Here is a 20,068-nt window from a genome sequence, read left to right on the forward strand (position 1 = left end):
TGGAGGCATGGTGAAACGCATCGCGCCCGCACTCGGGCTGTTCTTCCTGTCGCCGCTGATCGGCGAGTTCCTGCTGGGCAACCTGCCGGTGACCATGCTGGTGGCGCTGATCACGCTGGCCCCGCTGTACGGGGGCGGCGCGCTGCTCGTCCGCGAGCTGGCCCGGCGCCGGGGGGCGGGCTGGCCGGGCATCGTCCTGCTCGCCGTCGCCTACGGGCTCGTGGAGGAGGGGCTGGTCACCCGGTCCCTGTTCAACCCCGGCTACGCCGGCATGGACCTCGCCTCGTACGCCTGGATCCCGGGTCTGGAGGTGAGCGCCTGGTGGGTGACGTTCGTGCTGGGCGGCGTGCACGCCGTGGGCAGCATCTGCGTGCCGATCGCGGTGATGGAGGCCCTGGTGCCCGCCAGGGCCTCGGAGCCGTGGCTGCGGCTGCCGGGCCTGGTGACGGCGGGGGTGCTGTTCCTGCTGGGGGCGGCGGCCAGCGCGCTGTTCGACCCGGCCCCGTACCAGCCGTCCGTGGCTCAGCTCGCGGGCGTGGTGGTGCTGGCCGGGCTGCTGGTCGTGCTCGGCCTGCGCCGCCGGGGCCCGGCCGCCGCGTCGCCGGGGCGGGCGCCGGGGCCGTGGCCGGTGCTCGGCTTCTCGCTGGTGGCGGGGGCGGTGTTCTGGGGTGCGGCGATGGCCGCCTGGACGGTCCCCGCGTGGCCGCTCGTGGCCGTCAACGTCGCCGTCTACGCCGTGGTCTGCGCCCAGGTGGCGCGCTGGTCCAGGAGGGCGGGCTGGGGCCGCGCCCAGGTGTTCGCGCTGGCCGCGGGCGGTGTGCTCACCTACGCCTGGCACGGCTTCCCGCAGCCGCCGGCCGTGCCCGCCGACCCGGCCGTCGACCTCGCCGGGAACATCGCCTTCGCGCTGGCCGCGCTCGCGCTCCTCGCCGTGGCCGCGGCCCGCCTGCGCTCCCGGGAGCCCGCCGCCGCGGCGTGACCCGGTGCCGTGCTCGCCGGGCACAGCTACGGCGGGATGGTCATCACCGGCGACGGCGACTCTTGCTGGAACCTGGTCACCGACCGCGAACGGCACTGGTACGCGGACGTGGAACCGTTCACCCCGTGTACCGGCGGCTGGCCGAGGACCCCGCCTGGGAGGCGTACGCGCTGGACGGCGGGCACAACCTCATGGGCGACGCGCCCGAGGCCGTGGTGAAGATCCTTCTCGACGCCGCGTGAGCCCGATCACAACCGGGTAGCCAAGTGGGCAAACTATGGTTAGCCTTGCCTAACTGTTGAATCCCGGCACGAGAATGGAAGCACCACCATGCGCGCATGGCGTCCGATCCTGGCATTCGCCGCTTTTAGCGTCGTGCTCGCAGGTTGCGGTTCCGCGGAGACCGGCGGCAGCGCCGCGGGCACCGGCGCGGCGGCGGCCTCCGCCGCGCCCGCCGGTCCGTGGCAGTTCACCGACGGGTCCGGCAAGGTCGTCAAGGCCGACAAGACCCCGACGCGGATCATCGCGCACGCCGGCGAGGCGGCCGCGCTGATGTCGTTCGGCCTCAAGCCCGTCGGCATCTACGCCGACGAATCGGTCAAGACCGACGCGAACCTCAAGGACCTCGACCTGACCGGCATCGAGATCCTCGGCGAGGAATGGGGCAAGATCGACGTCGAGAAGGCCGCGGCCCTGCGCCCCGACCTCATCGTCGGCGACTGGTGGCCCGCCGAGAAGGCCTACAGCGGCCTGGAGGAAGGCGCCGACGAGAAGAGCAAGAAGCTCACCGAGCTCGCCCCCATCGTCGGCGTCGCCCAGGGCAAGTCGATCGTCGCCCTGGCCAAGGGCTACGAGGACCTGGCCAAGAGCCTCGGCGCCAAGGTCGACGCCCCGGAGATCGTCGCGCACAAGAAGCGCTTCGAGGAGGCGGTGACCGCCTTCAAGGAGGCCGTCGCCGCCAAGCCCGGCCTCACCGCGGCCGCCATGCTCCCCGCCGACGACAAGCTGTACGTGGCCAACCCCGAGTACGCGCCCGAGCTGCTGGACTTCCAGAACTGGGGCCTGAAGGTGATCAACCCCGACAGCCCCGACCCCGGCTTCCCCTACTGGGAGAACCTGAGCTGGGAGAACGCCGACAAGTACCAGCCCGACCTCGTCCTGTACGACGGCCGCAGCTACAAGCCGACCTCCAACGAGGAGTGGGGCAAGAAGCAGCCCACCTGGTTCAAGGTCAAGGCGGCCAAGGCGGGCGCCGTCGTGTCGTGGCCGGCGTACTGGCTGCACACGTACGAGGACTTCGCCACCGAGCTGGAGAGCCTGACCGCGGCCGTGAAGGCCGCGGACGAGAACATCGGCGACTGACCGCCGACGATGAGCAGCTCGACCTCTCTCGGACGACGAGCCTCGGCCCTCGGGCCGGGGCTCGCCCTGCTGTGCGTGCTCCTGGCCCTGATCGCCTTCCTCAGCATCACGCTCGGCTCACGCTCGATCGGCCTGCCCGAGGTGCTGAGCGCGCTGGGCAGCATGGACGCCGACGCGTCGTTCAACAGCACGGTGACGCTGGAGCTGCGCGTGCCCCGCACGCTGATCGGCATCCTGGCGGGCGCCGCGCTCGGCGTGGCCGGCGCCATCCTCCAGGGCGTCACCCGCAACCCGCTCGCCGACACCGGGATCATGGGCATCAACTCCGGCGCGGCCGTCTGCGTGGTCTTCGCCATCACGGTGCTCGGCGTGCGCGGCGCCGGCGTCTACGTGTGGTTCGCCTTCGCCGGGGCGATCGCCGCCCTCGTGCTCGTGTACGCGATCGCGTCGCTCGGCAGGGAGGGCGCCACCCCGGTCAAGCTCGCCCTGGCCGGAGCCGCCGTCACCGCGGGCCTGGCCTCGGTCACCACCGGGGTCGTGATGACCAACGTGGACGCGCTCAACGAGCTGCGCTTCTGGCAGGTGGGCTCGCTCGCCGGTCGCTACACGCCGATCCTCGCCGGGGTCGCGCCGTTCCTCATCCTCGGCCTGATCGCGTCGCTGGCGTTCGGGCGCACGCTCAACGGGCTCGCGCTCGGCGAGGACCTGGCCCGCGGCCTCGGCCAGCACGTCACCCGGACCCGGGTGGCGGCGTTCGCCGTGGTCGCCATGCTGGCCGGAGCCGCCACGGCGGCCTGCGGGCCGATCGTCTTCGTCGGGCTGGTCGTCCCGCACGTCGCCCGGTTCCTGTGCGGTCCTGACTACCGGTGGATCCTGCCGTACTCCATGCTGCTCTCGCCCATCGTGCTGCTGCTGGCCGACGTGCTCGGCCGGGTGGTGGTGGCGCCCGACGAGCTGCAGGTCGGCGTGGTCCTGGGCGTGCTCGGGGCGCCGGCGTTCGTGGCCATCGTCCGCTACGGCCGGATGTCGGAGGCGTGAACATGACCACGACCACGACCGCCTCGACCACCGGCGCGTTCCGCGCCATCCGCCGCCGCAGGAACGCCCGCGCGCTGGTGGTGACGTGCGCGCTGACCGTGGCCGTCGGCGCGCTGTTCGTGCTCACGATGATGGTGGGCAGCTTCCAGCTCACCGCGGGCGAGGTCATCGCCTCGGTGCTGCACCTGCGGGAGGATCCGAGCGTCGACTTCGTCGTGCGGGGGCTGCGGCTGCCCACGGCGGCGGCGGCGCTGGCCGTCGGCCTCGCCCTCGGCGCCGCCGGGACGATCTTCCAGCAGTTGCTGCGCAACCCGCTCGCCTCGCCCGACTTCGTCGGCATCAACTCGGGCGCCGGGCTCGCCGCCATCACCGGGATCGTGCTGCTGCAGGCCGGCGGCCTGGCCGTGAGCGCACTCGCGCTCGGCGGCGCGATCGTCGCCGCCCTGCTCATGTACGTGCTCGCCTGGCGCGACGGCGTGGCCGGCTACCGGTTCATCCTCATCGGCATCGGCGCCGCGCTCTTCTTCGACGGGCTGATCGGCTACATGCTGACCCGGGCCCGGCTCAACGACGCCCAGCAGGCGATGCACTGGCTGACCGGCTCCGTGGGCCAGGCCGACGCCGCCGAGCTGCGGCTCCTGCTCGCCGCCGTGGCCGTGCTGCTGCCTGTCGCGCTGCTGCTCCAGCGGCAGTTGCGCGGGCTCGAACTCGGCGACGACGCCGCCCGCGCGCTCGGCGTCCGCACCGAGCTCAGCCGCGCCGGGCTGCTCGCCACCGCGGTGGTGCTGACGGCGCTGGCCGTCGCCGTGGCCGGGCCGATGATCTTCGTCGCGCTCGTCGCCGGGCCGATCGCCAACCGGCTGCTCGGCCCGGCCACCGGCGGGATCGTGCCCGCCGCGCTGGTCGGCGCGACGCTGGTGCTCGTCGCCGACCTCGTCGCCGTCCACCTGTTGCCGACGCCGCTGCCCACCGGCGTGGTGACCGGCGCGGTCGGCGCGCCCTACCTGCTGTGGCTGCTGGCCACCACCAACCGGCAAGGAGCGGGTGGATGACCCGACTGCACGCCGAGGGCGTGACCCTCGGATACGACGACCAGCCGATCGTGACCGGCCTCGACGTCCGGATCCCCGACGGCAAGGTCACCGCGATCGTGGGGGCCAACGCGTGCGGCAAGTCCACGCTGCTGCGCGGCCTGGCCCGGCTGCTCAAGCCCCGCGCGGGCGCCGTCTTCCTCGACGGCAAGGCGATGAGCGAGCTGGGCGCGCACGAGGTCGCCAAGACGCTCGGCCTGCTGCCGCAGACGCCCGTCGCCCCCGACGGCATCACCGTCGCCGACCTGGTCTCGCGCGGACGCTACCCGCACCAGGGCTGGTTCCGCCGCTGGACAGACGGCGACGACGACGCGGTCACCCGCGCCCTGGAGGCCACCGGCACCGCCGCCCTGGTCGACCGGCCCATCCGGCAGCTGTCAGGCGGGCAGCGGCAGCGCGTGTGGGTGGCGATGGCGCTCGCCCAGGACACCGACCTGCTGCTCCTCGACGAGCCCACCACCTACCTGGACATCAACCACCAGGTGGAGCTGCTGCGGCTGCTGCGCAAGCTGAACGCCGAGTCCGGCAAGACGATCGTGGTCGTCCTGCACGACCTCAACCTCGCCTGCCGCTTCTGCGACCACGTGATCGCGATGGCCGACGGGTCCGTCGTCGCCGAGGGCGAGCCCACCGCGGTGATCACCGCCGAGCTGGTCGAGAAGGTCTTCGGCCTGTCCTGCGTCGTGGTGCCCGACCCGGTCGCCGGCACGCCGATGGTGGTGCCGTCCTGACCACGACGACGACGGCGGGGCCGGCGACCGCCCCCGTGGCCGCGCTGCGCACGGCGACCGGCCGGGAGGCCACCCGCTGGGTCGCCGCGCACTGCCGCCGCTCGCCCTGGCTCGCGGCCGGGGCCGTGCTCAGCACCGTGGCCGGGGCCGGGCTCGCCGTCCTCCCGGTGCTCCTGCTCGGGCAGGTGGTCGACGGCGTCGTCGGGGGAGAGCCGCAGTCGATCCTGGTCACGATCGGCGTGCTCATGGTGGCCGCAGCGCTGCTGGGCGCCGCCGCAACGGCCGCGTCCACGTACCTGATCGGCAGGCTCGGCGCGGACCTGCTGGCCGGGCTGCGGGAGGCCGCCGTACGGGCCGTGCTGGGGATGCCGAGCGCGCGGGTCGAGCAGGTCGGCCGCGGCGACGTGCTGTCCAGGGTCGGCGACGACGTGGCCGTGCTGTCCAAGGGCATCCGCACGGCCGTGCCCACCGTGTTCTCCGCCGGGGTGCTGGTCGTCATCGCCACCGCCGGCATGTTCGGGCTGGACTGGCGGCTCGGCCTCGCCGGCGCGGGCGCGCTGCCCGCCTACGCGCTGGCGCTGCGCTGGTATCTGCCCCGGTCCGCCCCGCTCTACAAGCGGCAGCGCGAGGCCCAGGCCGACCGCGCGCAGGCGCTGATCAGCGGCCTCAACGGCATCGACACCGTACGCGCCTACCGCCTGGAGGAGGACTTCCGCGAGCAGGTCACGCGCGAGTCGTGGCGGGTGCGCGACCTCGGCATCGAGGTGTTCCGCTTCTTCGGCAGGTTCGTCGGCCGGGAGAACCGTGCCGAGTTCATCGGCCTCACCCTGATCATCGTGGTCGGCTACGCCCTGCTGGAGGCCGACGCCGCCACGCTCGGCGAGGTGTCGGCCGCGCCGCTGCTGTTCCACCGGCTGTTCAATCCGCTGGGCTCCATCATGTTCACCTTCGACGAGGCGCAGAAGTCCGGCGCGAGCCTGACGCGGCTCGTCGGCGTGCTGGGCGAGGCGGCCGAGGACCGGCTCGTGGGCAGCGCCGCTCCCGCATCGGCGGACGTCACCCCGTACCCGGTGACGGTCGAGGGGCTGACGTTCGGCTATCCCGGCGCGAGCGAGCCGGTGCTGCGGGACGTGAGCCTGACGATCCCGGCGGGCGGGTCGCTCGCGCTGGTGGGCGCGACGGGCGCGGGCAAGACCACGCTCGCCGCGCTCGTCGCGGGCATCGGCACCCCGCAGGCCGGGTCGGTGCGCGTCGGCACGGCCGACCTCGCGGACCTGGACGAGGCCGGGGCGCGGGCCCTGGTGAGCATCCTGACGCAGGAGACGCACGTGTTCTCCGGCCCGCTCGCCGACGACCTGCGGCTGGCCGCGCCCGGCGCGACCGACGAGGAGCTGATGGCCGCGCTGCGGGTCGCCGGCGCCGACGGCTGGGCCGAGGCGCTGCCCGACGGGCTCGCCACCAAGGTCGGCGAGGGCGGCGAGCGCCTGGACGGCACCACGGTCGCCCGGATCGCGCTGGCCCGGCTGGTGCTGGCCCGCTCGCCGGTCGTGGTGCTGGACGAGTCGACCGCGGAGGCGGGCAGCGAAGGCGCCGCCGAGCTGGAGCGGGCCGTACGGGCCGCCTGCCGGGGCCGCACCACGCTGCTCGTGGCGCACCGGCTGACCCAGGCCATGACCGCCGACCGGATCGCCGTCCTGGACGCCGGGCGCGTGGTCGAGCAGGGCACGCACGAGGAGCTGGTGGCCCTGGGCGGACGCTACGCGCGGCTGTGGCGGGCCTGGCGTGCGGGAAGTTAGGAGCGAGCGCATGTCCTCCCTCACGGGGTCCGTCATCCTGCGGACCGCGCTGCGGCGCAACCTCGGCGCCATGACCGGGGGCACCGTCCTCATGGGCCTCTACCAGGCGGGCGAGACCGCGTTCCCCATCGCGCTCGGCCTGATCGTCGAGCACACCATGCGGGACCGCACGCTCGGCTCGCTCGGCCTCTCGATCGCCGCGCTGCTCGTGATCATCACGACCGTGTCGCTGTCGTGGCGCTTTGGGATGCGCATCCTGCAGAAGGCGAACGTCACCGAGGCGCACCGCTGGCGGGTGGAGGTCGCCGCCTGCGGGCTGCAGCCGGTCGCCAGGGACGCCGACCTCAGGTCCGGCGAGGTGCTGACCATCGCCACCGAGGACGCCGACCAGACCGCCGACATCATCGAGGTGGTGCCGCTGCTGGTCAGCTCCCTCGTCGCGGTGCTGATCAGCGCCGTGGCGCTCGGGCTGGCCAGCGTGTGGCTCGGCCTGCTGGTGATCGCCGGGACCGTCGCGATCCTGACGACCCTCAGCGTGCTGTCGCGCCGGATCGGCGCCGGCACCCGAGAGCAGCAGGCCCGGGTCGCGCGGGCGGGCGCGAAGGTCGCCGACCTGATCACCGGCCTGCGCCCGCTGCACGGCTTCGGCGGCAACGCCGCGGCCTTCCTGTCCTACCGGAAGGTCAGCGGGGAGGCGCGCCACCAGTCGATCGTCGTCGCCCGCGCGAACGGCGCGTACGCGGGCGCCGCGCTGGGGCTCAACGCGATCCTCGCCGCCGTCGTGACCCTCGCCGCCGGCTGGCTCGCCTTCCAGGGGCAGATCACGATCGGGCAGCTCGTCATGGCCGTGGGGCTGGCCCAGTTCATCATCGAACCGCTCAAGCTGTTCTCCGAGATGCCCAAGTACGTGATGGTCGCCCGCGCGTCGGCCGACCGGATGGCGCTCGTCCTGGCCGCGCCGCCGGTGATGACGCCCGGCGGGGGCCGCCCCGCGCCGGGCGGGGACCTGGAGGTCGACTGCGTCCGCCACGGGGCGCTGCGCAAGCTGAAGTTCCGGGTGGCGCCCGGCGAGTTCGTCGCGATCGCCGCCTACGAGCCGCGCGCCGCCGCCGACCTGGCCGCGGTGCTCTCCCTCCGCGTCCCGCCCGGCGCGTACGAGGGCGTGGTGCGGATCGGCGGGCGCGCGGTGGCGGACCTGTCGGTCGAGGCGGTCCGCGAGCACCTGCTCGTGAACCCGTACGACGGGGAGATCTTCGCCGGGACCCTGCGCAGCAACATCGACCCGTCGGGACGCGGCCGCCTGGTGCCCGAGGCCGTCGCGGCGTCGATGCTGACCGACGTCGTCGCCCTGCACGCCGAGGGCCTCGACCACGGCGTGCGCGACCGGGGCGCGAACCTGTCGGGCGGGCAGCGCCAGCGGCTCTCGCTGGCCCGCGCCCTGGCCGCCGACACCGACGTGCTCGTCCTGCACGACCCGACGACGGCGGTCGACGCGGTCACCGAGCAGCTCATCGCCCGCGGCATCGCGGACCTGCGCCGGGGCCGCACCACCGTGGTGATCACCAGCAGCCCGGCGTTCCTGGACGCGGCCGACCGGGTGCTCGTCCTCGACGGCGGCATGGTCACCGCCGAGGGCGCCCACCGCGACCTGCTGGCCGCCGACGAGCACTACCGGCAGGCCGTGGCGCGATGACCCGCGGCCGGGCTACGGCTTGCGGCCGAGGCCGCCGACGATCACCCAGGGCAGGGCGGGCAGGCCGTTCAGCGGGGACCGCCAGCTCCGCACGTCGGTGAGACCGGGCTCGACCAGCTCGAAATCGCCGAAGAAGTCGCCGATCCGGGCGCGGCTGCGCGGCGTCAGCGCCGTGCCCGCCATCCGGAAGCCCTGCTTGGCCGTCGCCATGACGTGCTCCGGCGACTCGTCGGCGGTGTGCGAGACGAGCAGGTGGCTGCCGGGCGCCAGCGCCCGCCGGTACTCGGCGACGATGCCGGCCGCGTTCTCCTCGTCGGAGACGAAGTGCAGGATCGCGGCCATGAGCACCGCGACCGGCTGCCCGAAGTCGATCAGCTCGCGGGTGAGCGGGTGGCCGAGCACGTCGCCCGGGCTGCGCAGGTCGGCCTCGACCACCGCGACGTCGTCGTCGGTGGCCAGCAGCGCCCTGGCGTGGATCGCCACCGTGGGGTCGGAGTCGACGTAGACGACGCGGGTGCCGGGGGCGCCGGAGCGGGCCACCTCGTGCACGTTCTGCTGGGTGGGCAGGCCGGCGCCGATGTCGACGAACTGGCGGATGCCGGCCTCCTCGACCAGGTAGCGGACCGCGCGGCCGAGGAAGGCCCGGTTGTCGCGGGCGGTCTGCGACGCCTGCGGGTTCTGGGCCAGCATGGCCTCGGCGGCCTGGCGGTCCGCTGCGAAGTTGTCCTTGCCGCCCAGCAGGTAGTCGTAGATGCGCGCCCCGTTGGGGATGCTGGTGTCCACCCCAGGCACAGCCGAGCGTCCGTCTTCTCGCACTGAGTCCCCCAGCCATTTCATGATTCTTCAGGAAATGCTGCCATATATCGGCGTCGCGCGACCGATCAAGCCGCCAAGTGGCTGTGGCAGTCGTGTGGCGGCCGGGGGCCTACCAGAACCTCACCTCGGGATAATCGGCCGACGGCCGGTCCAGCAGGGGCCGGTGCCGCCCCTTGAGGTGCGTGTCGAGGAACGCCGTGACGTACGCCCGGGTGATCGCGATCCCGCGCTCGCCGTCGATCGGGAACTCCGGCAGCCCGAGCTGCGGCAGCAGCACCCCGTAGTCGACGAAGCTCATGTGCTCGGCGCCGGTCACGGTCAGCCAGCGCTTCCAGTCGCTCTTCACGTGCGGCCAGAACTGGTCCCAGGAGCCGTCCCGGCCGCCGGAGTCCGGCTGGTGCCGGGGGTTGCCGATCATCATGAACGGCTTGTCCAGCGGCTCGGCCGGCGTCTTCGGGTTGTAGGTGCCGTCCAGGTTGACCGCCGCCCGGACCCGGCGCGACCCGGACAGCAGGTGCGCGGCGCTCTGGCCGCCGACCGAGTGGCCCACCATCGCGATCCGCCTCTCGTCGATCAGCCGGTTCCAGCGCTTGTCGGCTTCGAGCCGCCGCAGCACGAACTCGGTGTCGGCCGCCCGCACCTGGGCCACCTTCCGGCCCGTTTCCTCCGTCTGACCGGCCTTCCCGGCCTCGAACGTGGTGGTGCGGCCGTCGGGGAACGTGGTCGCCAGCGACTCGTACGTGTGCTCGATCCCCGCCACCAGGTAGCCGCGGCTGGCGAACTCCTCGGCCAGCGAGGTCAGCGTCGCGCGGGGCATCGTCATCCCGGGCGACATCACGACCAGCGGCCAGCCGCCCTTCCGCTTCAGCGCGGGCGCCCCGGTCCGGGAATGGGTGGGGGTCTCGGCCAGCGTGCCGGGCGGCACGTCCTTGAGCCGGGGCTCGCTCCTGATGAGCAGCTCCGACTCCTTCGGCGTCAGGTAGCGGGACGGCTTTCCGCCGCCCGCGCGTGCCGGGTACCACAGCGACACCATCAGCTCCCGCGCCTTCGCGGTCGGCACCCAGGGGTCGGGCCGGGAGGTGTCGACCAGGTGCAGGTCCTGCTTGCCCACCCGGTGGTCGCCGGTCGGCGCGGGCAGCGAGGTCACCGGCGCGGCGGCGGCGGCCGGGGGAGCGATCAGCGGGGTCGTCAGGGAAGCGGAGAGCGCGAGGACGCTCGCGGCGACGGTCTTCTTCATGGGATCAACCGTGCCGCGAAAGCGCCCCGGGGCGTCCCCGGCGAAAGTCCTCGCCTGCCCACGACTTTCGTAGGGGGTGCCGTGCCGCGCTCTCTGCCGGTTTCACCCGTTCCCCGCCAGGGCAGACACCTCACGATCCCCCACCGCACGCGAAGGGGGAGCGACATGACCGGCCGCGACGAGGAACGACGCTGGGAGTCGCTGAGCCCGTTCGAGCTGAAGGACGAGCTCATCGCCCTGGCAGGCGAGAGCCAGCGCCAGAACGCCGTCACGATGCTGAACGCCGGCCGAGGCAACCCCAACTGGATCGCCACCGAGCCGCGCGAGGCGTTCTTCCTGCTGGGCCAGTTCGCCGTCACCGAGTCCAGGCGCACCTGGTCGGAGTTCCCCGGCCTGGGCGGGCTGCCGGGCCGCGAGGGCATCGCCGGCCGGCTCACCGCCTTCCTCGGCGAGCACGCCGACCGGCCGGGCGCGAGCCTGCTGCGCGCCAGCGTCGAGTACGGGACCGGGCGGCTCGGCTTCGACGCCGACGCGTTCGTGTGGGAGCTGACCGACGCCGTCACCGGCGACCACTACCCCGAGCCCGCCCGCATGCTGCGGCACGCCGAGCAGGTCGTGCACGCCTACCTGGTCCAGGAGATGTGCGGCGGCCGGACCCCGCGGCGGCCGTACGACCTGTTCGCCGTCGAGGGCGGCACCGCCGCGATGTGCTACGTCTTCGACACCTGCGTCATCAACGGCCTGCTGCGCCCCGAGGACACGATCGCGCTGATGACGCCGATCTTCTCCCCCTACCTGGAGATCCCGCACCTGGAGCGCTACCGGTTCAAGACCGTCGAGATCCAGGCGGCCAAGACCAACCGCGCCGGCCTGCACACCTGGCAGTACGACCGGTCCGAGCTGGACAAGCTCGCCGATCCGTCGGTGAAGGCGCTGTTCCTCGTCAACCCGTCCAACCCGCCCTCGGTGATGCTGGCCGAGGAGTCGCTGGAGCACATCGCGGAGATCGTCCGCACCTCTAACCCGGAGCTGGCGATCATCACCGACGACGTCTACGGCACGTTCGTGCCCGGGTTCCGGTCGCTGATGTCGGCGGTGCCGCGCAACACGATCGGCGTCTACTCCTTCAGCAAGTACTTCGGCGCCACCGGCTGGCGGCTCGGCGTCATCGCCGTCAACCAGGACAACGTCTTCGACGAACGGCTCGCCCGGCTGCCCCGGCCGGACCTGGACCGGCTGGCCGACCGCTACGGCACCATCAGCCTGCGGCCCGGCGACATCAGGTTCATCGACCGGCTGGTGGCCGACTCCCGCCAGGTGGCGCTCAACCACACCGCCGGCCTGTCCACGCCGCAGCAGACGATGATGACGCTGTTCGCGCTGTCGTCGCTGCTCGACGCCGACGGCTCGTACCGGGACACCTGCCGTGCGGTCATCGCCCGCCGGCTGGACGCGCTCACCGAGGGGATGGGCGTGCCGATCCCCGACGACCCGCTCGCCGCCCACTACTACGTCGAGCTGGACATCCTCAGCTTCGTCCGGCGCACGTACGGCAACGAGTTCGCCGACTGGCTGCAGCTCACGTACGAGCCGGTCGACCCGGTCTTCCGCCTGGCCGAGAAGGGCTCGGTGGTGCTGCTGAACGGCGGCGGCTTCGACGGCCCGCAGTGGAGCGTCCGGGTGAGCCTGGCCAACCTGGACCACGACGCCTACCTGAAGATCGGCGGCTGGCTCAAGGAGATCGTCGACGGCTACAAGGCCGAGTTCGACGCGTCATGACCTGGCTGAAGGAGCTGCTGCGCGGCACGCCGGAGATGGCGCTGTTTGTGTCGCTGGCGCTCGGGTACGCGATCGGCAAGGTCAGGGTGGGCGGGCTCTCGCTGGGCGGCATCGCCGGCACGCTCATCGTCGCCATCTTCGTCGGCATGTTCAGCGGCGTCACGCTGAGCGACCAGGTGAAGAACATCGCCTTCGCCCTGTTCATCTTCACGCTCGGCTACATGAGCGGCCCGTCGTTCTTCGCCAGCCTCAACCGCCGGAGCCTGCGCTACGGCTGGTTCACGCTGATCGAGGTCGTCGCCGTGCTGACGGTGACGACGCTGGCGATCCTGCTGCTGCGCCTGGACGTCGGCACCGCCGCCGGACTGATGGCGGGCGGCGCCACCGAGTCGGCCGTGGTCGGCACCGCCACCGACGCGATCTCGCGGCTGCCGCTCCCCGCTGCCGAGATCCGGGCGCTCCAGGCCAACGTCGGCACCGCCTACTCCATCTCCTACATCTGCGGCCTGATCACGATCGTGCTGCTGACCAGCCAGATCGCCCCCGCCGTGCTGCGGTTCAGCCTCAAGGACGAGGCGGACAAGCTGTGGCGGCGCATCAGCGGCGGGCAGCCGGGCGAGGACGCCACGACGGCGCTGCCCGGCGTCGTCGGCCGCGCCCAGCGGGTGACCGCCGCCGCGGGCAGCACCGTCACCGAGGTGGAGACCGCGCTCGGCGGCAGCGCCACCGTGGAGCGCGTGCGGCGCGGCGACCGGAGCATCGACCTGCGGCCCGGCACCGTGCTCGCCGACGGGGACGTGCTCGTGCTGTTCGGGCGGCGCGAGGACCTGGTGCGCGCCGACGACGTGGTCGGCCCGGAGGTGTCCGGCACCGGCGCCCTCGACCTGGAGCTCGACCAGGCCGACGTGCTGCTGACGCGCAAGGATTTCGCCGCCGCCCCGCTCGGCGACCTGCGGCGCGAGATCCCGGCCGAGCAGCGGCACGGCGTCTACGTCACCGGCATCACCCGCATGGAGCAGGGGCTGCCGGTGCAGCCGGGCACCACGATCAACCCCGGCGACGTCATCCGCGTCACAGGGGCCGGCAAGGACGTGCGCGCGTTCGCCGGGCGCTTCGGCGTCCGGCTCGACCAGAGTGTCAAGGCCGACTTCATCTTCATCGCGCTCGGCGTCATCCTCGGCATGCTCATCGGGAAGATCACGGTGCCGCTGGGCGGCATCCCGCTGTCGCTCGGCACCGGCGGCGGCTGCCTGCTGTCGGGGCTGCTGTTCGGCTGGATCCGCGCCAGACGGCCCACCATCGGCCAGTTCGACTCCGCCGCCGCCACGGTGATCAAGAACCTGGGGCTGGCCACGTTCATCTGCGCGGTCGGCCTGTCGTCGGGGCCCGCGGCCGTCGCGCTCGTCGGCAAGTACGGCATCTCGCTGCCGATCGCGGGTGTGCTCATCACGCTCGTCCCGGCGACGGTGTCGCTGCTGGTGGCTTTCAAGGTGATGAAGCTGGCGCCGCCGCTCGCCCTGGGCGCCGTCGCCGGTCAGCAGTGCTCCACCCCGGCGATCACCGCCGTGCAGGCGCAGGCCGGCAACAGCACGCCGCTGATGTCGTACACGATCGTCTACGCGCTGTCGAACGTCGTGCTGCCCCTGCTCGGCCCCATCGTGGTGGCCCTGGCCCACGCCATCACCGGCTAGCGGCCCTGACGACCTGGACGCGGTAGTGGCCGTCGGCGTCGCGGTGGGCGCCGTGGATGTCCGTGGCCAGGGCGGGGAAGGCGCGGTCGAAGTCCTCCAGGGCGCGCAGGTACGTCATCAGCGGGCCGTCGGCGGGGCCGGTCGCCTCGCCGGGCATCAGCATCGGGATGCCCGGCGGCGTCACCACCACCGTGGCCGCCGCGATCCGGCCCGGCAGCTCGGCCAGCGTCACCGCCTCGGTGCGGGACCGGATCATCGCCTGGTAGCAGTCGGCCGGCGTCATCACCTGCTCGGGCAGCCTGGTGAAGACCTCGTCCAGCAGCTTGCCCACCCCGGAGTCGCGCAGCTTCTCGTGGACCAGCGTGCAGAACTTCTGCAGCGACACCGTCGCGGGCCCGAGGCCCGGCAGAACTTCCGCCAGCGGCAGGTCGTCGTCGTAGGCGTTCTTGAAGTCGGTGAGCGCGTCGATGAGCGTGCCCCACTTGCCCTTGGTGATCCCCATGGAGAACAGCACCAGCAGCGTGTGGTCGCCGGTCTTCTCCACCACGATGCCGCGCCGCGCCAGGTAGGCGGCGACGATCCGGGCCGGGATTCCCCAGTCGAGCGTGCCGGTGACGGCGTCGGCGCCCGGGCAGGTGATCGTCACCTTGACCGGGTCGAGCAGGCAGTAGCCCGCCGACATGCCGTCGAACCCGTGCCACGCCGCCCCCGCCTCCATCGTCCAGCAGGACGGCTCGGCGCACAGCAGCGCCGGATCGGCGTCGGCGAAGGAGTGCACCTGGCCGGTGCGCGGGTCGGTGACGGCGGAGGGCTGCCAGACGCCGAAGAACCAGTCGGAGCGCTGCCCGTCCTCGCGGATGCGGTCGGCCAGCCGCACCATCGCCTGCCGGAACCGGACCGCCTCGACGATCGCCTCCCCGGTGAGGAACGGCCCCGCCGGGCCGTCCATCATCGCCGCGGCCACGTCCAGCGAGGCGATCAGCGGGTAGAGCGGCGAGGTGGAGGCGTGCATGAGGTACGTCTCGTTGAACGCGTCGTAGTCGACCGGGGCGCGCTCCGACGGGCGCACGTGCACCATCGCCGCCTGCGACAGCGCGGCCAGCAGCTTGTGCGTCGACTGGGTGGCGAACACGGTGGGCCGGCCGGGTCCGGGCAGCGTGCGCTCGTCGATCGCCATGCCGTAGCGGCCGGCGTAGAGCGGGTGGAACCGGGCGTAGGCGAACCACGCCTCGTCGAAGTGCAGCCTGGGCACGCCGGCGCCGAGCAGTTCGCCGACGCGGACCGCGTCGTAGCAGACCCCGTCGTACGTCGAGTTCGTGATCACCGCGTAGGCCGGGTCGCCGTCGGCGAGCGGGTGGGCGGTGATGCGGGCGCGGATCTCGGGCGGCTCCAGCGCGGCGGGCGGGATCGGGCCGGCCAGCCCGAGGCCGTTGCGCTCGGGCACCAGGTAGACCGGGCGGGCGCCGCTGATGGCGAGCGCGTGCTGGACCGACTTGTGGCAGTTGCGGTCGATCAGGACGGTGTCGTCGCGGGCCATCGCGTGGTGGCCGACGACGCGGTTGGCGGTGGAGTTGCCGTTGACCACGAAGAACGTGCGGTCGGCGCCGAAGACGCGGGCGGCGTTGCGCTCCGCCTCGCCGATGGGGCCGGTGTGGTCGAGCGGCGAGCCCAGTTCGCCCACGGAGATCGACAGGTCGGTGCGCAGCAGCCGTTCGCCGTAGAAGTCGAAGAACGCCCGTCCCACGGGCGACTTGAGGAAGGCGACGCCGCCGGCGTGGGCGGGGGTGTGCCAGGAGTAGCGGTGGTGGTCCTCCAGCCGGCGCAGGGCGGCGAAGAACGGCGGCAGGATCTTCTCGGAGTATTCCTCGGCGGCGTGGGCGATGCGCCCGGCGATGAACTGCGGCGTGTCCTCCAGCGGGAACACGTAGCCCTGGATGACCTCGTACACCCACAGGGGGAGCTCCTGCTCGTGCGTCATCAGGAACACCGGCAGGCCGCGGAAGCGCCTGCCCACCGCGCCGAGCAGCTCCTCCGCGCCGGGCGCCGCCCAGGCGGCGAGCACCGCCGTCAGCGACGCGTCCGAGCTGACGACCGCCAGGGCGTCGTCGGCCCGGTGGGTCCAGCGCACCTGGAGGCCCTCCTCGGCCATGGCGGCGCACACGCGGCGCAGCTGCTCGGCGAGCGCCGAGTCGGCGTCGGGGCGTTCGGTGACGGCGACGAGGACGGTTCGCTCCATGCGGCACTCCCAGGGGGCTCGGACGGCGGCTCCCGGCCGCGGGCAGCGGCCGGGAGCGCTCACGGGGTCAGTCGGCGCAGATCGCGAAGACGCTGATGCCGACGTCGTTGTAGCCGTCCTGGCGGCCGAGGCCGATCCAGCCGCGGCCGTCGTCGGTCGGGAACGAGCCGACGAGGATCGCCCGGTTGCCGCGCGCCTCGGCGCCGCCGCCGAGAACGCGCTTGGAGCCGGGGCAGTAGAGGGTGCGCCGCTGGAAGTTGGGCACGTTCGCGTTGGGCAGGGTGACGAGCTGGTAGCCCGGCGGCAGCGCCGACGCGGCGGCGGTCTGGGCGGTGGCGGTCTGGGCGGTGGCTGCGGTGACGGTGGCCGTCGCCGGGGCGGCGGAGGCCAGGCAGGCGGTGGTGGCGAGCGCGGCGAGGCCGGTGAGTGCCACTCGGTTGAGCTTCATACGGGCTCCGTTCGGGTTTGCGTCCTCGGCGCACGCGCATGGTGCGGGATGGGGGACCGGGGACGGCGTTCGAGGGTACACGTGCAGTATTGGCGCAACTACGGAGCGTGTCGATGGGAAATCTCGTTCGAGCCCAGGTCGTCCGCTATTTATCTTGGAGTCCATAAATAGTCATCGTTCTTCCTCTTGCGGTGATGATCTCGATATCGGATGATCCAGGTGGCGGCGGCTGAGCCGGGCCGAGATATCGTGCAGACCATTTTTAGTGACCGCGCGGAAGGACCCCCCATGCGCAGACTGATCCCCCCGATGGTGGCCGCCCTGGCCCTCGCGGCATTGACGGCGCCGGCGCCCGCGGCGGCCGACCCCGGCGCCAGGCCCGCCGCGTACCGCCTCGACTGTGACGGTCAGGCTCCCGGCAGCTCGTGCACGGTCGTGGCGAGCGGCAAGAGCCGCCCGAACCACGTGCAGGAGTTCGTCGCCACCGTCAGGACCGGCGAGCAGGTGTGGGCCCGCGACACCATCTACACGCGCGAGGGCCAGGCCCGCACCCGCCCCTTCCCCCTGCCCGCCGGGAACGTGACCGTCGACGTCTCCGTCACCTCCATGCCGGAGAAGAAGGCCGGCACGCCGCTGCGCCTGATGGCCTGGAACCTCTTCGTCGGCGGCACGATCAACCGCCAGGAGACGACCGGCGACAACCTCAAGCAGATGATCGAATACCTCAACGAGGTCAACCCGGACATCCTGTTCGTGGTCGAGGGGTACGGCTCGGGCCAGAAGATCCTGGAGGGCCTGAACGCCGGCCGGGCCGAGGACGACCGGTTCTCCGCGGCGCAGCTCACCCACCCCGAGGACTACAGCGTCAACGGCGACAACCTGTGGATCTACACGAAGCTGGACATCCAGCAGGTCTACCCGCGTTACGCCGACGAGGAGATCTCCTCCTTCAACCTGGGCGGCGCCCGCCTCGGCCTGCCCAACGGCAAGCACGTGCACGCGTTCAGCGTGTGGACCTGGCACGACGGCTACGCCTTCGGCGACACCCACGACGCGGCCGTGCAGAACACCCACGGCCTGCCCCGCACCAAGACGACCGAGCAGATCCTCGACGCCGACCGGCTGCGCCGCGTCGCCATGGGCAAGTCCATCCTGGAGAAGGCGATCCCGTCGTTCGTCGGCGACGACGACGCCCCCGTGCTCATGGGTGGCGACCTCAACGCCCAGTCGTACCTGGACTGGACCGACCAGTTCGCCGACGCGCCCGGCCACGGCGGCGTCGTGCTCCCGTGGCCGTACACGAAGATGTACACCGAGGCGGGCTTCGTCGACACCTTCCGCCACGCCAACCCCGACGCCGGCCTGTACCCGGGCCGCACCTGGAGCCCGCTGAGCGGCTTCGGCGCCGTGCCCGCCCGCATCGACTACGTCTTCGCCAAGGGCGAGGACGTGCGCATCCTCGGCTCCCGCTCCGACGTGCGGCGGCTGCCGCGCCACCGCGACAGCTGGCTCGACCGGCCGTACCCGTTCTACTCCGACCACGGCGCGGTGATCACCGACGTGGTGATCCGGGGCAAGGGCACCGGCCCCGACCGGCCGATCGTCAGCGAGGAGCCGGGCAAGGGCCGCGAGATCTGGCCCGCCCCGCCGGCCGGCACCCGCGTCCCGCCGTCCGAGCTCAGCGCCACGGCGAGCACGTTCAAGCCCGGTGCCGGCGACCCGGTCCGCGCGGTCGACGGCAACCTGACCACGGACTTCCACTCCTACTACCCCGGCCCGCCGCCGCAGCCCCACCACATCACCGTGGACCTGGGCAGGGTGCGCGAGCTGTCGGCGGTCCGCTTCCAGCCGAAGCTGCGCGTCAACATGAACGGCACCGTGCTGGAGGGCATGGTCCAGGTGAGCGACGACGGCGAGACGTTCCGCGACGTCAAGCGCGTCGAATGGCCCAAGATGACCGCGCCCAACGACGTCGACCTGACCGGCGTCTCCGCCCGCTACATCCGGCTGCGCGCCGACTACGGCATGGGCGGCGCCACCGCCATCGCCGAAATCATCCCGTACGAGGTCGCGCGCTGACTCACCGGCTCACCGGGTTCTCCTGCTTCATGTGCGCCAGCTTCGCGGGGTTGCGCACCGCGTAGAGCCCGGTGATCAGGCCGTCGTCGATGCGCACCGCCATGACGGTCTCCAGGCGGCCGTCGACCCGGATGATCAGCGCGGGGTGGCCGTTGACCTGCGCGACGTCCAGCGTGGCCGTCGCGGGGATGCGGTCCAGCAGGCCGGACACCGCCTGGGCTCCCACGACGGGCGTCAGGGAGGCCCGGACGACGCCGCCCCCGTCGGTCAGGAGGACGACGTCGGGGGAGAGGATGTCGAGCAGCCCCTGCAGGTCGCCCGTCCGGGCCGCGCGCCGGAACGCCTCCAGCGCGCCCCGCACCTCGGCGGGCGAGGCGTCGCCGCGCGGCCGGCGGGCGGCCACGTGGGAGCGGGCCCGGTGGGCGATCTGGCGCACGGCGGCCGCGCTCTTGCCGACGGCCTCGGCGATCTCGTCGTAGCCCACGTCGAACACCTCGCGCAGCACGAACACCGCCCGCTCGGTCGGCGTGAGCGTCTCCAGCACCAGCATCATCGCCATCGACACGCTGTCGGCCAGCTCGACGTCCTCGGCCACGTCGGGCGCGGTCAGCAACGGCTCCGGCAGCCACGGCCCGACGTACGACTCGCGGCGACGGCCCAGCGTGCGCAGCCGCTTCAGCGCCTGCCGGGTGGCGATCCGCACCAGGTAGGCGCGCTGGTCGCGGACCGTGTCAAGATCGACGCCCGCCCAGCGCAGCCAGCTCTCCTGCAACACGTCCTCGGCGTCGGCGGCCGAGCCCAGCATCTCGTACGCGACCGTGAACAGCAGGTTGCGGTGGGCGACGAACGCCTCGGTGGCGGGATCCGCGCCGGTGCGGCCGGTCGGTTGCTCATTGCGTTCGCTCATCACTGTCCCTGCCCGTTCGTGTGCGGTGCTGCGTCCATACGATCCCGGCCACCACGCCCCTGTGACACCTCCCCGCTATGACACAGGTCACATCCGCCGGGCTGTCACAACGATCAGCCCGCCGGGATCTCCTGCTCGTCACCACCTGGACCGGCGAGTGAGCATCCCCTGGAACGCCGCCCTGG

15 protein-coding genes are annotated in these 20,068 nt (G+C 72.7%); 10 read left to right on the forward strand and 5 right to left on the reverse strand.

Annotated elements, in window-relative coordinates:
- The first annotated feature begins 7 nt into the window (after nt 1-7).
- The 7 genes from AB0J53_RS21330 (at nt 8) to AB0J53_RS21360 (ending at nt 8,690) form a co-directional block, all read left to right on the forward strand.
- The gene (locus tag AB0J53_RS21330; protein WP_364174750.1) at nt 8-979 is read left to right on the forward strand and encodes a hypothetical protein; all 972 of its coding nucleotides are present in this window, start codon (nt 8-10) and stop codon (nt 977-979) included.
- Nucleotides 980-1,309: 330 nt separating this feature from the next.
- Nucleotides 1,310-2,341, forward strand: a complete 1,032-nt coding sequence (locus AB0J53_RS21335; protein ID WP_364174753.1) for an ABC transporter substrate-binding protein — start codon at nt 1,310-1,312, stop codon at nt 2,339-2,341.
- A gap of 9 nt (nt 2,342-2,350) precedes the next feature.
- Nucleotides 2,351-3,379 (forward strand): iron ABC transporter permease, encoded by a 1,029-nt coding sequence (locus tag AB0J53_RS21340; RefSeq protein WP_364174756.1) that lies wholly within the window; start codon nt 2,351-2,353, stop codon nt 3,377-3,379.
- 2 nt (nt 3,380-3,381) lie between these two features.
- Nucleotides 3,382-4,431, forward strand: coding sequence for an iron chelate uptake ABC transporter family permease subunit (locus tag AB0J53_RS21345; RefSeq protein ID WP_364174758.1), 1,050 nt, complete (start codon nt 3,382-3,384; stop codon nt 4,429-4,431).
- Nucleotides 4,428-5,201 (forward strand): ABC transporter ATP-binding protein, encoded by a 774-nt coding sequence (locus tag AB0J53_RS21350; protein ID WP_364174761.1) that lies wholly within the window; start codon nt 4,428-4,430, stop codon nt 5,199-5,201. The genes AB0J53_RS21345 and AB0J53_RS21350 overlap by 4 nt, the downstream gene beginning before the upstream one ends.
- Before the next feature lie 35 nt (nt 5,202-5,236).
- Entirely contained in the window at nt 5,237-6,997 is a 1,761-nt protein-coding gene (locus AB0J53_RS21355; RefSeq protein ID WP_364174764.1) for an ABC transporter ATP-binding protein, read from the forward strand.
- A 10-nt stretch (nt 6,998-7,007) separates the two neighbouring features.
- Nucleotides 7,008-8,690 (forward strand): ABC transporter ATP-binding protein, encoded by a 1,683-nt coding sequence (locus AB0J53_RS21360; protein WP_364174767.1) that lies wholly within the window; start codon nt 7,008-7,010, stop codon nt 8,688-8,690.
- Nucleotides 8,691-8,702: 12 nt separating this feature from the next.
- On the opposite strand, the gene AB0J53_RS21365 is transcribed toward AB0J53_RS21360, so the two are convergent.
- Both AB0J53_RS21365 and AB0J53_RS21370 read right to left on the reverse strand, forming a co-directional pair.
- The gene (locus AB0J53_RS21365) at nt 8,703-9,473 is read right to left on the reverse strand and encodes an SAM-dependent methyltransferase (protein WP_364174770.1); all 771 of its coding nucleotides are present in this window, start codon (nt 9,471-9,473) and stop codon (nt 8,703-8,705) included.
- A 142-nt stretch (nt 9,474-9,615) separates the two neighbouring features.
- Nucleotides 9,616-10,743, reverse strand: a complete 1,128-nt coding sequence (locus AB0J53_RS21370) for an alpha/beta hydrolase (protein ID WP_364174773.1) — start codon at nt 10,741-10,743, stop codon at nt 9,616-9,618.
- A 165-nt stretch (nt 10,744-10,908) separates the two neighbouring features.
- Between AB0J53_RS21370 and AB0J53_RS21375 the strand changes: the two genes are divergently transcribed.
- Together AB0J53_RS21375 and aspT are read left to right on the forward strand one after the other, a co-directional pair.
- Nucleotides 10,909-12,522, forward strand: a complete 1,614-nt coding sequence (locus AB0J53_RS21375) for a bifunctional aspartate transaminase/aspartate 4-decarboxylase (protein ID WP_364174776.1) — start codon at nt 10,909-10,911, stop codon at nt 12,520-12,522.
- Complete coding sequence (gene aspT, locus AB0J53_RS21380) at nt 12,519-14,213, forward strand: aspartate-alanine antiporter (RefSeq protein WP_364174779.1); 1,695 nt, start codon at nt 12,519-12,521, stop codon at nt 14,211-14,213. Before AB0J53_RS21375 ends, aspT begins: the two co-directional genes overlap by 4 nt.
- On the opposite strand, the gene AB0J53_RS21385 is transcribed toward aspT, so the two are convergent.
- Both AB0J53_RS21385 and AB0J53_RS21390 read right to left on the reverse strand, forming a co-directional pair.
- Nucleotides 14,203-16,449 carry an Orn/Lys/Arg decarboxylase N-terminal domain-containing protein gene (locus tag AB0J53_RS21385; protein WP_364174782.1) on the reverse strand — a complete coding sequence of 749 codons (2,247 nt, stop codon included), beginning with the start codon at nt 16,447-16,449 and terminating at the stop codon, nt 14,203-14,205. The genes aspT and AB0J53_RS21385 overlap by 11 nt on opposite strands.
- Before the next feature lie 67 nt (nt 16,450-16,516).
- A complete protein-coding gene (locus AB0J53_RS21390; RefSeq protein ID WP_364174785.1) occupies nt 16,517-16,897 on the reverse strand; it encodes a hypothetical protein in 381 nt (126 codons plus the stop codon).
- A 288-nt stretch (nt 16,898-17,185) separates the two neighbouring features.
- On the opposite strand from AB0J53_RS21390, the gene AB0J53_RS21395 reads away from it, so the two are divergent.
- Nucleotides 17,186-18,976 (forward strand): discoidin domain-containing protein, encoded by a 1,791-nt coding sequence (locus AB0J53_RS21395; protein ID WP_364174788.1) that lies wholly within the window; start codon nt 17,186-17,188, stop codon nt 18,974-18,976.
- Between the two features lies 1 nt (nt 18,977).
- Here AB0J53_RS21395 and AB0J53_RS21400 read toward each other — a convergent pair whose 3' ends face one another.
- On the reverse strand, nt 18,978-19,883 hold the full coding sequence (locus tag AB0J53_RS21400) for an RNA polymerase sigma-70 factor (RefSeq protein ID WP_364174791.1): 906 nt from the start codon (nt 19,881-19,883) through the stop codon (nt 18,978-18,980).
- Nucleotides 19,884-20,068 lie beyond the last annotated feature (185 nt).

Source organism: Nonomuraea sp. NPDC049725, assembly GCF_040674795.1.
Lineage (GTDB): Bacteria > Actinomycetota > Actinomycetes > Streptosporangiales > Streptosporangiaceae > Nonomuraea > Nonomuraea ceibae.